The sequence below is a fragment of the Microvirga sp. genome (genome assembly GCF_014699075.1).
Lineage (GTDB): Bacteria > Pseudomonadota > Alphaproteobacteria > Rhizobiales > Beijerinckiaceae > Microvirga.
In genome coordinates this window covers 27,053-39,943 of the sequence record NZ_JACXAB010000007.1, presented here as the reverse complement: position 1 = coordinate 39,943, position 12,891 = coordinate 27,053, and the positions used below count along the sequence as shown (strand labels likewise).

Annotated in this window: 11 protein-coding genes; 3 read left to right on the top strand and 8 right to left on the bottom strand. The window is 65.7% G+C overall.

Going from position 1 to position 12,891, the window contains the following annotated elements; genetic code table 11:
- Positions 1-10: 10 nt before the first annotated feature.
- Positions 11-2,632 carry an ATP-dependent chaperone ClpB gene (gene clpB / locus IC232_RS13130; protein ID WP_190845435.1) on the bottom strand — a complete coding sequence of 874 codons (2,622 nt, stop codon included), beginning with the start codon at positions 2,630-2,632 and terminating at the stop codon, positions 11-13.
- 180 nt (positions 2,633-2,812) lie between these two features.
- On the opposite strand from clpB, the gene IC232_RS13125 reads away from it, so the two are divergent.
- Both IC232_RS13125 and IC232_RS13120 read left to right on the top strand, forming a co-directional pair.
- Entirely contained in the window at positions 2,813-3,136 is a 324-nt protein-coding gene (locus IC232_RS13125; RefSeq protein ID WP_190845434.1) for a hypothetical protein, read from the top strand.
- A 6-nt stretch (positions 3,137-3,142) separates the two neighbouring features.
- A complete protein-coding gene (locus tag IC232_RS13120) occupies positions 3,143-3,406 on the top strand; it encodes a hypothetical protein (RefSeq protein WP_190845433.1) in 264 nt (87 codons plus the stop codon).
- Positions 3,407-3,521: 115 nt separating this feature from the next.
- On the opposite strand, the gene IC232_RS13115 is transcribed toward IC232_RS13120, so the two are convergent.
- The gene (locus IC232_RS13115) at positions 3,522-4,253 is read right to left on the bottom strand and encodes a Crp/Fnr family transcriptional regulator (RefSeq protein WP_190845432.1); all 732 of its coding nucleotides are present in this window, start codon (positions 4,251-4,253) and stop codon (positions 3,522-3,524) included.
- A 164-nt stretch (positions 4,254-4,417) separates the two neighbouring features.
- On the opposite strand from IC232_RS13115, the gene IC232_RS13110 reads away from it, so the two are divergent.
- Positions 4,418-5,200, top strand: a complete 783-nt coding sequence (locus IC232_RS13110) for an MOSC domain-containing protein (protein WP_190845431.1) — start codon at positions 4,418-4,420, stop codon at positions 5,198-5,200.
- A gap of 221 nt (positions 5,201-5,421) precedes the next feature.
- On the opposite strand, the gene IC232_RS13105 is transcribed toward IC232_RS13110, so the two are convergent.
- The 6 genes from IC232_RS13105 to IC232_RS13080 all read right to left on the bottom strand — a co-directional run bounded on the left by IC232_RS13105 (position 5,422) and on the right by IC232_RS13080 (position 12,846).
- A complete protein-coding gene (locus tag IC232_RS13105) occupies positions 5,422-6,513 on the bottom strand; it encodes a DUF4167 domain-containing protein (protein WP_246812196.1) in 1,092 nt (363 codons plus the stop codon).
- Positions 6,514-6,895: 382 nt separating this feature from the next.
- Positions 6,896-7,744 (bottom strand): peptide chain release factor N(5)-glutamine methyltransferase, encoded by an 849-nt coding sequence (gene prmC, locus IC232_RS13100; RefSeq protein WP_190845429.1) that lies wholly within the window; start codon positions 7,742-7,744, stop codon positions 6,896-6,898.
- A complete protein-coding gene (fosX, locus tag IC232_RS13095) occupies positions 7,741-8,166 on the bottom strand; it encodes a FosX/FosE/FosI family fosfomycin resistance hydrolase (protein WP_190845428.1) in 426 nt (141 codons plus the stop codon). Before fosX ends, prmC begins: the two co-directional genes overlap by 4 nt.
- The gene (prfA, locus tag IC232_RS13090; RefSeq protein WP_190845427.1) at positions 8,163-9,251 is read right to left on the bottom strand and encodes a peptide chain release factor 1; all 1,089 of its coding nucleotides are present in this window, start codon (positions 9,249-9,251) and stop codon (positions 8,163-8,165) included. The genes fosX and prfA overlap by 4 nt, the downstream gene beginning before the upstream one ends.
- Entirely contained in the window at positions 9,251-11,518 is a 2,268-nt protein-coding gene (ptsP, locus tag IC232_RS13085) for a phosphoenolpyruvate--protein phosphotransferase (RefSeq protein WP_190845426.1), read from the bottom strand. The genes prfA and ptsP overlap by 1 nt, the downstream gene beginning before the upstream one ends.
- An 89-nt stretch (positions 11,519-11,607) precedes the next feature.
- Positions 11,608-12,846 (bottom strand): aspartate kinase, encoded by a 1,239-nt coding sequence (locus IC232_RS13080; RefSeq protein ID WP_190845425.1) that lies wholly within the window; start codon positions 12,844-12,846, stop codon positions 11,608-11,610.
- Positions 12,847-12,891 lie beyond the last annotated feature (45 nt).

The window sequence follows — 12,891 nt, the reverse complement described above, 5'->3', positions numbered from 1 at the left end:
TCTGTAGGTCTTAATTCAACCGCACACCCTGCGGCGGGCGCTCCGTTCCGCTCACCGTCACGTCGCCGATCATCAGGCCCATGGGGCCGGCATGCACCGGCACGGTCTCGCCGTCCTTGATCTCGCCGGAGAGAATCAGCTCCGCCAGCGGATCCTGCACGTGCTTCTGGATCACGCGCTTCAACGGGCGCGCGCCATAGGCCGGATCGTAGCCCTTGTCGGCGAGCCAGGCCCGCGCCTCCTCGTCGAGCTCCAGGGTAATCTTGCGATCCGTGAGCAGCTTCTGCAGGCGGCCGAGCTGGATGTCCACGATGGCACCCATCTCCGAGCGCTTCAGCCGGTGGAACAGGATGATCTCGTCCACGCGGTTGAGGAACTCAGGTCTAAAGTGCTGGCGCACCACGCCCATCACCTCGTCGCGCACCTCGTCGGTGTCATGGCCTTCCTGCTGGTTCACCAGATATTCGGCGCCCAGGTTCGAGGTCATGATGATGAGCGTGTTGCGGAAGTCCACGGTGCGGCCCTGGCCGTCCGTGAGGCGCCCGTCGTCGAGCACTTGCAAGAGCACGTTGAACACGTCCGGATGCGCCTTTTCGATCTCGTCGAACAGAACCACCTGATAGGGTCTGCGGCGGACGGCTTCGGTCAGCGCCCCGCCCTCCTCGTAGCCCACATAGCCCGGAGGCGCGCCGATGAGCCGGGCGACCGAATGCTTCTCCATGTATTCCGACATGTCGAGGCGCACGAGGGCGGTGTCGTCGTCGAACAGGAAGCTCGCCAGTGCCTTCGTCAGCTCCGTCTTGCCGACGCCTGTGGGGCCCAGGAACATGAACGAGCCGATGGGCCGGTTCGGATCCTGCAACCCGGCGCGGGCGCGCCGCACGGCAGTGGACACCGCCGCCACGGCCTCGGCCTGGCCGACGACGCGCTTGGCGATCGCCTGCTCCATCTGCAGCAGCTTCTCGCGCTCGCCCTCCAGCATCTTGTCCACGGGCACGCCGGTCCAGCGGGAGACGACGCCGGCCACATGGTCGGGCGTCACGGCCTCTTCCATCAGCCCGCCGCCGTCGGCATGGGCCTCCACATCCGTGAGCTGCTTCTCCAGCCCCGGAATGACCCCGTAGGAGAGCTCGCCGGCCTTGGCCCAATCGCCCGCGCGCTGCGCGGAAGCCAATTGGTTGCGCGCCTCCTCGAGCTTCTTCTTGAGGTCGGCCGCGGTGCCGAGCTTGTCCTTCTCGGCCTTCCAGCGCGCCGTGATGGAAGCGGACTGCTCTTCGAGCTCCGCCAGCTCCTTGGTGAGGCGCTCGAGGCGGTCACGGGACGCTGCATCCGTCTCCTTCTTGAGGGCCTCCTGCTCGATCTTCAGGCGCACGATCTCGCGGTCGATGTTGTCGAGCTCTTCCGGCTTCGAGTCGACCTGCATGCGCAGGCGCGAGGAAGCCTCGTCCACGAGGTCGATCGCCTTGTCCGGCAGGAAGCGGTCGGTGATGTAGCGGTTCGACAGCGTGGCGGCTGCAACCAGCGCCGAGTCGGTGATGCGCACGCCGTGATGCTGCTCGTACTTCTCCTTCAAGCCGCGCAGGATCGACACGGTATCCTCCACCGTGGGCTCGCTCACGAAGACCGGCTGAAATCTGCGGGCCAGCGCCGCGTCCTTCTCCACGTGCTTGCGGTATTCGTCGAGGGTGGTCGCGCCGACGCAGTGCAGCTCGCCGCGGGCGAGCGCTGGCTTGAGCAGGTTCGACGCATCCATGGCGCCGTCTGCCTTGCCGGCGCCGACCAGCGTGTGCATCTCGTCGATGAACAGGATGATGCCGCCTTCGGCCGACGTGACCTCGCTGAGCACGGCCTTCAAGCGCTCCTCGAACTCGCCGCGATATTTCGCGCCGGCGATCAGCGCGCCCATGTCGAGCGCCAGCAGCTGCTTGTCCTTGAGGGATTCCGGCACGTCGCCGTTGACGATGCGAAGCGCCAAGCCTTCGACGATGGCGGTCTTGCCGACGCCGGGCTCGCCGATGAGCACCGGGTTGTTCTTGGTGCGGCGCGAGAGAACCTGGATCGTGCGGCGGATTTCCTCGTCGCGTCCGATCACCGGATCGAGCTTGCCGTCGCGGGCGGCTTCCGTGAGGTCGCGGGCATATTTCTTCAGCGCGTCATAGGCGTTCTCCGCCGTCGCGTTGTCGGCGGTGCGGCCCTTGCGCAGGGTATTGATGGCGGTGTTGAGGCCTTGGGCGGTCACGCCGGCCTGGGCCAAAATTTTTCCGGCGTCCGAGTCCTTCTCGACGGCCAGCGCCAGCAGCATCCGCTCGACGGTGACGTAAGAATCGCCCGCCTTTTCGGCGGCCTTCTCGGCGGTGTCGAAGAAGCGCATCAGGTCGCGGGTGGCCTGCGGCTGCGCGGCGGAGCCCGAAACCTTCGGCTGCTTGGCGAGCCATTGCTCGACCGCCGCATGGGCATCGCGGGAGCGCCCGCCGGCCCGGTCGATGAGTCCGGCGCAGAGGCCTTCCGGATCGTCCAGCAGGACTTTCAGCACATGGCCCGGCGACAGCTGCGGATGGCCTTCCCGCATGGCGAGATTCTGCGCCGCCTGAACGAAGCCCCGGGCACGCTCGGTGTATTTTTCGAAATTCATCAATCATCCCTCCTCGGATCTGCCCGCCCTCTTGGAGGCACAGGCAGATCCTGCGATGTCGGACCCTCATCTCGAGGCATCCGCCTGAACTCCAAGATGGTGTGTCCATTTGGACACAACAAGAGGGGGAACCCGCTTCCCGTCCTGGCATTGACCCCACGACAGTTTGAGGAGGTTCCCATGACACGCGACCCGCGCTCGGAGGCCGAAAAAGCCCGTGCCGCTCTCGCCCGCAACGCGGAGATGGGCTTGGGCGTGCCGCAAAGCCCGGCCGAGGAGCAGCCCTCCGTGACGCCCGAGACCTTCGGCGACACCACCGAGAACGGCCGGGTGATCCGGGACGACAAGGGGCCGGCGGCCAACGAGACCGGCCGCGACATTGGCGATTCCACCGGCACCATCGCGACCTCCCGCGACATTCCCGTCTCGCGTCAGAACGTCAAAGCCCCGCCGACCCATCGCAGCGACGAAGAGGACGGCGTCCTCTCCCGTGCCAAGGAGTAAGACAGCATGGCCCTTTCCGATATCTTCTCCATGTTCAGCCCCAAGAAGCGCAAGGCCGAAAAGGCCCGCGAGGAACTCGTGGCCAATGCCGAGAAGGCACTGCGCATGAAGCAGGAGGCCGGTCCTCAGACCAGCATCCCTGAGCACCAGACCGCTCATGGGGGCATGAATCCCAAGACCACCAACGAGGATCACATCCCGGCCCGCGAAGGGTTCAACACGCCCGAACTCAAGCGCTCCAGGGTCGCCCGTTCGGGGGACGCTTCGTAAGCCCGGATTTGCTCCGTTGGAAGCGAAAAAGCCCTGCCACCCGGCAGGGCTTTTTCATGGTTATGGCTGCCGAATGATACCAAGATCTGCTGCCATGGCGGCAGGGCACTCCTGTTCAGCCCCGCTCATAGGTGTTCGGCAAAAGCTGCTCGAATTTCTGCCTGATGATCTGATAGCATTCGCAGGAAGCGGCCTCGAGACCGGCACGATCCGTGACTGTGATCATGCCTCTGCCCTGGCGGATCAGGCCCTTGTCCTGAATGGCCCGGGCAACGTCACTGACCGTCGAGCGCTGAACCCCGAGCATCTCCGCCAGGAACTCCTGGGTGAGGGGAAGATCGGGCTGGCCTGCTCTGTCATGGCTCATGAGGATCCAGCGGCAGCAGCGGGCTTCCACGTTGTGAACGGCATTGCAGGCCACAGCCTGGAGCGTTTCCGCCATGAGCGCCTCGGTAAAGCGCATGACAAGGTGCTGGATGGCCTGTCGGGCCGCCATGGCCTTATGCATTGTGCCGAGTTCGATTCGCGATGCCGTACCGCTCAGTTGGACAATGTAGCGCCCGAACGACTGGCGGGTTACAAACGCGCTTACCAGACCGAACAACCCCTCGCAGCCGAACGTCGCCATTTCGACGGACTTGCCGTCATGCATGATGGTGACGAGGGACACCATCGCATCGTGAGGGAAGTAGGTATAGGCGATGGTCTCGCCGACCTCGTAGAGGATCTCACCCCGCGGCAGATCGACGAAGGTCAGATGCGGCTCCAGAAAGGCAAAATCCTCAGGCGCCAGCGCTGCTAGAATCCGGTTGTCTCGATGCTGCGGCGTTCTCTGAACCTGTGCCATGGCAGAGGCTCCGATCCATCCGAAAAAGCCCCATGCGGTGTAACGCGTCAGAGGGGTGCTATGCTCCACGAATGCAAGGATTTGCAAGGTATCGGGCTTGGGATTCAGGCATGACACGTGCACCCACCTTGCTCGTCTACCGTTGAAACCGTATCCATGGCTGCATGACCATCCGCATCGCCTCCCTCCAGCGCTATCCGGTGAAGGGCCTCTCGCCCGAGACCCTGTCCTCCGTCACCCTCACGAAGGGTGACTACTTTCCCGGCGACCGGCTGTTTGCCGTCGAGAACGGACCGGCCGGGTTCAAGCCGGGCAACCCGCAGCATCAGCCCAAAATCAAGTTCCTGATGCTCATGCGCAACGAGAGCCTGGCGCGGCTGAAAACCCGCTACATCGATTCGATCACGACGCTCTTCATCGAGGAGGGCGGGCGTCAGGTGGCCCGTGGCGATCTCTCGACCCCTGAGGGCCGGCTCGCCATAGAGGCCTACTTCCGCCGCTTCATGCCGAAAGAACTGCGCGGCCCGCCGAAGGTGCTCGCGGCCCCACAGGGCTTCCGCTTCACCGATTCCCGGCGCGGCTTCGTCTCACTCATCAATCTCGCCAGCGTGCGGGAGCTGGAGACTATGGTCGGCTCAGCCATCGATCCTCTCCGCTTTCGCGGCAACATCCATATCGAAGGCCTTGAGCCCTGGGCCGAGTTCGATCTGGTGGGCAAGGTGCTCACGGCACCCTCCGGCGCCCGCCTGAAGGTCACCAAGCGCATCGAGCGCTGTGCCGCCACCAACGTGGACCCGGACACCGGCATCCGCGATCTGGAGATCCCGAAAAGCCTGATGAAGGCCTACGGACACTTCGACTGCGGCATCTATGCCGAGGTGGTGGGTGACGGTTCTCTCGAAGCCGGCGAGACCCTGGAGCCGGAGCAGGCGGAACTGGCGCTGTAGAAGAGAGGCGGCCAAGCTGCCTCGGTGTCATCCCCGGCGAGCGGAGCGAGGGAAGGGGATCCACGATCAGGCGGAGCGCTATGGATTCCCTTCCCGTCCGCTGACGCTCCGGCCGGGAATGACACTGAAGCGACGGCGTCTGCGAAAGCGATAACGTGTTTTCGCCAACAAAAAAGGGAGAGCCGAGCTCTCCCTTTTCATTACCGCAGGTCTGATGCGCCTTACTCGGCGGCCGGGGTCTCGGCCGGATCCGGGGTGAAGCCGCCGTTCTCGGCATTGGCCGCGTCGATCATCTCCTGGCGGGTGCGGCGGCGGCGGCGCGGACGGGCCACGGCCTCGTCGTTGGCGGCCTCCTGCATCACCACCGGTGCGGGGGCCGGAGCCTCCGTCTCGGCAGCCACGGGAGCGGGCGTGCGGACCGGGTTCGTCAGGAAGGCCGGCAGGGTGCCCTGATCGGATGTCTCGTCGTCCCGGCGGCGCTCGCGCGGGAAGCGCTCGCGGCGCTCCGGACGGTCGCCGCGCTCGAAGCGATCATTGCGCTCCGGACGATCACCGCGATCGGGACGATCGCCGCGATCCTGGCCACCACGATCCTGGCGATCGTTGCGCTCGGGGCGGTCCCCACGGTCGAAGCGCGCAGGACGCTGTTCATTGCGCTCAGGGCGCTCGCCGTTGTCCTGGCGCGCCTCGAAGGGCTGCTCGTCGCGGGGCTGGAAGTCCTGGCGCGGGCCGCGGTCGCGGGGCTGGAAGCGCTCGCGACGGTCGCCGCGGTCCTGACGCTCGCCGCGATCGGGACGATCGCCGCGAGGCTGGTAATCCTGGCGGTCCCCGCGATCGGGACGATCGCCACGATCCTGACGATCGTTGCGGTCCCCGCGGTCGAAGCGCGGCTGGCGCTCGGCCCGGTTCTCATAAGGCTGCGGCTGGGAGCCGTAATCCGCCTCGTCGCCGTTGCCGAAGTCCTGGCCGCCGCCCGCACGCTCGAAGCTCGGGCGCTCACCCTGGGTGAAGCCTTCTTCCTCGTTGCCGTCCTCATCGAAGGAACGCTGCTGCTGGTAGCCGTACTGCTCACGCAGTTGCTCCTGGGCGGCCGCGATGATGCGGAAATAGTGCTCGGCGTGCTGGAAATAGTTCTCGGCCGCCACCGGGTCGCCGCTGGACTGCGCGTCGCGGGCGAGCTGGCTGTATTTCTCGGCGATATGCTGAGCCGTGCCGCGGATCTTCACGTCCGGGCCGTTCGACTCGTAGCTCTTCGTCAGGGGATTGGGCCCCTTGTTGTTGTTACTGCGGTTGTTGTTGTTACGACCGCGCATACGCCTGTTTTGTCCTGGTCTCATTTTCGCTCTACGAGCCTCGCTGGTTCTTTAAAGCCCACGCGATATGCAAGCCAATATTCAACGAACGGGCTTAACGCCCACCGTTCGCGTGGCAAACCGTCTGTCGTTCAGCCACAGCCTTTCAGAGGCTTGGCCATCCTTCAGTGTCGGGTTCAGGTGATCGCGCCAGGCCGTTTCGTTCAAAAGCCCCTGCCTGCGCGATTGATATCGTTTGGTCTTCCGGCATGTCCCCAAGGGACCACCGATTTGTTTAGACCGAGGACGATCTCTACCCTGAATCTAGCGGGTTCCTCTCGGTCCAACAAGGGCTATTTCCGACTTTATCCCATCCTGGGACAAGAAAGCCTCACCCGGGCGGTCACAATCGCCTCATGGCGATGCAGCGCGGGTTGCCTGATAGATCGTGTGCGATCCGCAGGATTTCAAGGTCATGAAGCTTGGCCAGGCTCGATAAGGCCTCCGCCTGATCATAGCCGATCTCCACCGCCAGCAGCCCACCGGGAGCCAGCAGCCGCTCCGCTTCGGCCAGGAGAACCCGGTAGGGCTCCAGCCCGTCCGGGCCGCCATCGAGGGCAAGCCTCGGGTCGTGCTCGCGCACCTCCTCGTCCAGACCTGGGATCACCCCGGAGGCGATGTAGGGCGGGTTCGAGACGATCAGGTCGAACCGGCCTGAAATCGCATCGGCCCAGCGCGACAGGGCGAAATGGCAGCGGTTGCCAACCTGGTTGTCACGAGCATTGGCACGGGCTGTCACAAGGGCGCCAAACGATAGGTCGACCCCAAGCCCGGCGGCGTTCGGCAGCTCATGCAGGAGCGCGACCAGGATGCAGCCGGAGCCGGTGCCGAAATCGACGACCTTCAACGGTGCCTGACGGTCGGGAAGCAGATCGAGGGCAGTCTCGACCAGGGTCTCGGTGTCCGGCCGGGGCACCAGGGTCTCTGGGGAGAGGCGGAAGGGCAGGCCCCAGAACTCCCGCTCCCCGACGATCCGGGCCACCGGCTCGTGGGCGAGGCGCCTGTTCGTGAAGGCGGCGAGGGTGTCGACCTGCTCTGAGGTAAGGGATGTGTCAGGCCAAGTGATAAGATCTGTCGCTGAGATGCCAAGAGCTTCCAGGAGAAGCAGGCGAGCGTCCAGGGCCGCGGTCTCGAACCCGGCCTCGGTGAGGGTCCGGCGCAGCTCCAGCAAGGCCTCGGCGCGGGTTTTCAACGATTTCGGCCCCGCCGATAGCGTTCCAGCCGCTCCTCTAGGGTGCCGGTATGCAGCTCGAACAGATGGTTGTCGTCATCGTAGAAATAGAGCGAATGCCCCTCGCCCTCGACCCGAGGCCGGGATTCGCGGATCTCCAGTCCCAGCGCCTCGATTCTTGCCCGGTACTCACCGATGGAGGAGGCGGGGATCTTGAAGGCGATGTGATTGTAGGTCCGGCTGGGCAGGCTCTCGCCCTCCATCACGGCGATCCAGAGCCCGCCCACATCGAAGAATTTTTCGCGTGATATGGAGAACGTGTCGTCGCCGGACGAGTAGATTTCCCGGCCGCCGAGCGCCCCCTCGACGATGGCGGTCATACGGGCAAGGTCACGGGTGATGAGCGTAATGTGGCTTAAGCCCTCAACCCTGCCCTCGATCATGCCGCCTGATCCTGGTCGGCGAGCTGAGCTGCCTGATGCTCGGTCACAAGCGCGTCGATCATCTCGTCGAGGGCGTTGCCCGCCATCACTTCCTCCAGCTTGTAGAGGGTCAGGTTGATGCGGTGGTCGGTCACGCGCCCCTGCGGGAAGTTGTAGGTGCGGATGCGCTCCGACCGGTCGCCGGAGCCCACCTGGGCCTTGCGGTCGGCGGCGCGGGCTGCGTCCTTGGCGGTGCGTTCGGCGTCATAGAGGCGGGCGCGCAAGAGCGCCATGGCCCGGGCGCGGTTCTTGTGCTGGGAGCGCTCGTCCTGAACGAACACCACCATTCCGGTGGGAATATGGGTGATGCGGATCGCCGACTCGGTCTTGTTCACGTGCTGGCCGCCCGCTCCCTGCGCCCGCATGGTGTCGATCTTCAGGTCCGCGTCGCTGATCACGATGTCCACATCCTCGGCCTCCGGCAGCACGGCCACGGTGGCCGCAGAGGTGTGGATGCGGCCTTGCGTTTCCGTGTCCGGCACGCGCTGGACCCGGTGGACGCCGCTCTCGAACTTGAGCCGGGCGAACACGCTCCGACCCTTGATCTCGGCCACTACTTCCTTGTAGCCGCCGGCCGTGCCCTCGCTCTCGGACACGATCTCGACCTTCCAGCCCTTGAGGTCGGCATAGCGGGTGTACATGCGCAGCAGATCGCCGGCGAAGAGGGCGGCCTCGTCGCCGCCGGTGCCGGCGCGGATTTCCAGAATGGCGCTCTTCTCGTCCGCCTCGTCCTTGGGCAGCAGCATCAGGCGCAGGTCCTGGGCTGCCTTTTCCAGGTCCTCCCGGGCCTGGGGCAGCTCGTCCTCGGCGAGCGAGCGCATCTCCGAATCCATCGCAGGATCATCGAGCATGGCCTGGAGGCCATGCAGGTTGTCCTCCATGGCCCGGTAGGCGCGGATCGCCTCCACCACCCCGTCGAGCTCTGCGAGTTCGCGGGAGAGCGACACGAAGGTCTCCGGGTCGGGCCCGGCATTGAGCGTCGCCGTGATGATGTCATGGCGGGCGAGGATAGCGTTCAGGCGATCAGAGGGAGGGGCAATCGACATCAGACGGGAATACCATGCGTTTCCGCAAAATGGGCGAGTTTCGGGCGCAGCGATTGGCCGCCCCCGGCAGTTTTGAGTTCCTCGCGGATCAGGGCACTGACCTCCGCGACGTTCATCTCCAGCAGCATGGCCTTCACCGGGCCGATGGAGGCCGGGGACATGGACAGGGACCGGAAGCCGAGGCCGATCAGGGCCATGGCTTCAAGCGGCCGTCCGCCCACCTCGCCGCAGACGGTCGCCATGCAGCCGGAAGCCTCGGCATGCTCGGCCACCATGTTCAGGGCCCGCAGCATGGGCGCACTCAGCGGATCGAAGCGATCGGCCACGCGCCGGTTCTCGCGATCGCTGGCGAAGAGGAACTGCATCAGGTCGTTGGTGCCGAGCGAGATGAAATCGGCGCTCGCGCAGATTTCCTTGAGCTGGAACAGGAGAGACGGCACCTCCAGCATCACGCCGAGCTTCAGGTCCGACGGCAGCGGGTGGCCGTGATTGGCTAGGTGGACCTTCTCGCGCTCCACATACTGCTTGGCGCGCTCGAACTCGTCGCAGGTCGCCACCATGGGGAACATGATCTTCAGGGGCCGTCCGGCGGCGGCTTTCAGCAACGCGCGGATCTGGGCGCGCAGCAGGCCCGGACGGTCGAGGCCGATGCGGATGGCACGCCAGCCGAGGGCCGGGTTCTCCTCCTCGACGGACTGCATGTAGGGCAGGATCTTGTCGCCGCCGATATCGAGGGTGCGGAAGGTGACGGGCCGGTCGCCGGCTTCCGCGAACACGGTGCTGTAGAGCGCCTGCTGCTCGGAGGCCGAGGGCATGCGCTCGGCGATCATGAACTGCAGCTCGGTGCGGAACAGGCCCACGCCCGCAGCACCCGTCTCGGCCAGATGCGGCAGGTCGACCACGAGGCCGGCATTGAGCTGCAGGTTGACCTCGACCCCATCCCTGGTGACGGAGGGCACGTCCCGCAGCTTGAGGTACTGCTCCTGCCGGCGGGCGCGCAGCCGCGCCTTCTCGGCATAGGCGGCTTCCACGTCCGGGTTGGGCCGGATCTGCACCTCGCCCGCGGCACCGTCCACGATGATGGCATCGCCCGGTTCCGTGAGCGAGGTTGCGTTCGACACCTCGCCGACGGCCGGGATGCCGAGCGCCCGGGCCACGATGGCGATGTGGCTCGTCGGTCCGCCCTCTTCGAGCACGAGGCCGCGCAGGCGCGAGCGGTCGTAGTCGAGGAGGGCCGCCGGGCCCATGGAGCGGGCCACGAGGATGGCGTTCTCGGGAAGGTTTTCGCGCTCGGTGACGAATTCCCGGCCCACCAGCCGGTGGAGCAGGCGGTTGGCGAGATCGTCCAGGTCGTGCAGGCGCTCGCGGAGATATGGATCCGTCTGGCGCAGCATGCGGGCGCGGTTGTCGGACTGGACCCGCTCGACGGCGGCCTCCGCCGTCAGGCCCGAGGTCACCGCCTCGCGCATGCGCCTCAGCCAGCCCTGATCGTGGGCGAACATGCGGAAGGTCTCCAGAACCTCCCGGTGCTCGCCGTGATGGGCGACGTCGCCGCGCTCGATGAGCTCATCGATGGACAGGCGCACCTCGCCGATGGCGGCATCTAGCCGCTTCAGCTCCGCCTCGATGTTCTCGGCGATGAGGTTCTTGACCACCACCCGAGGCTCGTGGAGCACCACATGGCCGAGGCCCACGCCGTCGGCCAGGGCGACGCCCTTCTGATAGACGGGGCGGCGCAGCGCAATGCCGGTCTCGACCGGAGCCAGCGCCTGCAGCTCGCCCGTGGCGAGCATCTCGGCCACCACCATGGCGGTGGTCTGAAGGGCCTCGACCTCCTCCTCGGCGTAGACCCGATAGGTGCGGTTCTGGACGACGAGAACGCCGAGCGTGTTGCCGGCGCGCAGCAGCGGCACGCCCAGGAAGGCGTGGTAGATTTCTTCGCCGGTCTCGGGCTTGTAGGAGAAGGCCGGGTGGGTCTGAGCGTCGGACAGGGCCAAGGGCTCCGCCGTCGCGGCGATGAGGCCGACGAGGCCCTCGCCCGAGCGCATGACGGTGAGGTGGACGGCCTCCCGGTTCAGGCCCTCGGTCGCAAACAGCTCGAGCACGCCATCGCCACGCATCACATAGACGGAGCACACCTCCGCCACCATGTTGGCGGCGATCTGGGTGACGATCTTGTCGAGACGGTCCTGCGCCCCGACCGGCTCCGCCATGATCTCGCGGAGGCGGCGCAGCAGAAGGCGCGGACCGCCGGGAGCGCTTGGCATGAGCTTCTCTGTTCCCGTCCTATCAGGGCCGGCAGGGCGGACCGGCGGCCGGCATGTTCACTGTCGCAGCCCGACCAATCCCTCGTCAATCAGGCTTGATCAAGGCCGTATAGCGAGTGGAGCGTGCGAACCGCAAGCTCCGTATAGGCCGATTCGATCAGCACCGAGAATTTAATCTCAGAGGTCGTTATCGCCCGGATGTTGATGCCCTTGTCGGCCAGGGCCTTGAAGGCACGGGCTGCGACGCCCGCATGGCTGCGCATGCCGACGCCGATGGCCGAGACCTTCACCACGTCCGTGGCGCCCTGGAGATCCTGGAACCGGATCTCGTCCCGGCGCTCGTTCAGGATCGCGCAGGCCCGCTCGTAATCGGCGGTCGGCACCGTGAAGGTCAGGTCCGTGGTGGCCGCGTTGTCGGACACGACCTGGATGATCATGTCCACGTTGATGTTGGCGTCGGCCAGGGGCACGAAGATCGAAGCCGCGATGCCCGGCTTGTCGGCGATGTCCCGCAGCGTGATCTGGGCTTCGTCGCGCGAATAGGCGATGCCCGTGACAATCTGCTGTTCCATGATGTCTTCCTCGTCGCAGATGAGGGTGCCGAGCTTGGGATCGGCGGGATCGTCGAAGCTGGAGCGCACATAGGTCGGGACACGGTGCATCATGGCGAGCTCCACCGAGCGCACCTGCAGCACCTTGGCCCCGAGCGAGGCCATCTCCAGCATTTCCTCGTAGGAAACCTTATCCAGGCGCCGGGCCTTGGGCACGATGCGCGGGTCAGTGGTGTAGACGCCGTCAACGTCCGTATAGATGTCGCAGCGCTCGGCCTGGATGGCGGCGGCCAGCGCCACGGCGCTGGTATCCGAGCCGCCGCGGCCGAGTGTCGTGATGCGACCCGAAGGCTGATGCATGCCCTGGAAGCCGGACACGACGGCGACCTCTTTGGCGTCCGTGAAGCCCTTCATGATCCCGGTGCCGTCGATGGCGGCAATGCGGGCCGAGCCATGGGCTTCCGAGGTCATGATCGGGATCTGCCAGCCCTGCCAGGACCGGGCCTTGAGGCCCATCTCCTGCAAGGCGAGCGCCAGGAGGCCGGAGGTGACCTGCTCGCCGGAGGCGACGACCACGTCGTATTCCTTGGAATCGTAAAGGCTTGATGCTTCCTTCACCCAGCCGACCAGCTCGTTGGTCTTGCCTGCCATGGCGGACACCACCACGGCCACGTCATAGCCGGCCTCGACCTCGCGTTTCACATGCCGGGCCACGTTGCGGATGCGCTCTACGGTGGCGACGGATGTTCCGCCGAACTTCATGACGAGACGGGGCATGGTCGAGGAAGGCCGTTAAGGGTTCAGGGAAAATTTTGCCCTTCG

Bases quoted from the DNA above. Each gene is read 5' to 3' on its own strand.
- IC232_RS13120 (WP_190845433.1), top strand. From the start codon at position 3,143: ATGGCCCTTTCCGATATCTTCTCCATGTTCAGCCCCAAGAAGCGCAAG.
- IC232_RS13115 (WP_190845432.1), bottom strand. From the start codon at position 4,253: ATGGCACAGGTTCAGAGAACGCCGCAGCATCGAGACAACCGGATTCTA.
- IC232_RS13080 (WP_190845425.1), bottom strand. From the start codon at position 12,846: ATGCCCCGTCTCGTCATGAAGTTCGGCGGAACATCCGTCGCCACCGTA.
- fosX (WP_190845428.1), bottom strand. From the start codon at position 8,166: ATGATCGAGGGCAGGGTTGAGGGCTTAAGCCACATTACGCTCATCACC.
- prfA (WP_190845427.1), bottom strand. From the start codon at position 9,251: ATGTCGATTGCCCCTCCCTCTGATCGCCTGAACGCTATCCTCGCCCGC.
- IC232_RS13105 (WP_246812196.1), bottom strand. From the start codon at position 6,513: ATGCGCGGTCGTAACAACAACAACCGCAGTAACAACAACAAGGGGCCC.
- IC232_RS13125 (WP_190845434.1), top strand. From the start codon at position 2,813: ATGACACGCGACCCGCGCTCGGAGGCCGAAAAAGCCCGTGCCGCTCTC.
- clpB (WP_190845435.1), bottom strand. From the start codon at position 2,632: ATGAATTTCGAAAAATACACCGAGCGTGCCCGGGGCTTCGTTCAGGCG.
- ptsP (WP_190845426.1), bottom strand. From the start codon at position 11,518: ATGCCAAGCGCTCCCGGCGGTCCGCGCCTTCTGCTGCGCCGCCTCCGC.
- IC232_RS13110 (WP_190845431.1), top strand. From the start codon at position 4,418: ATGACCATCCGCATCGCCTCCCTCCAGCGCTATCCGGTGAAGGGCCTC.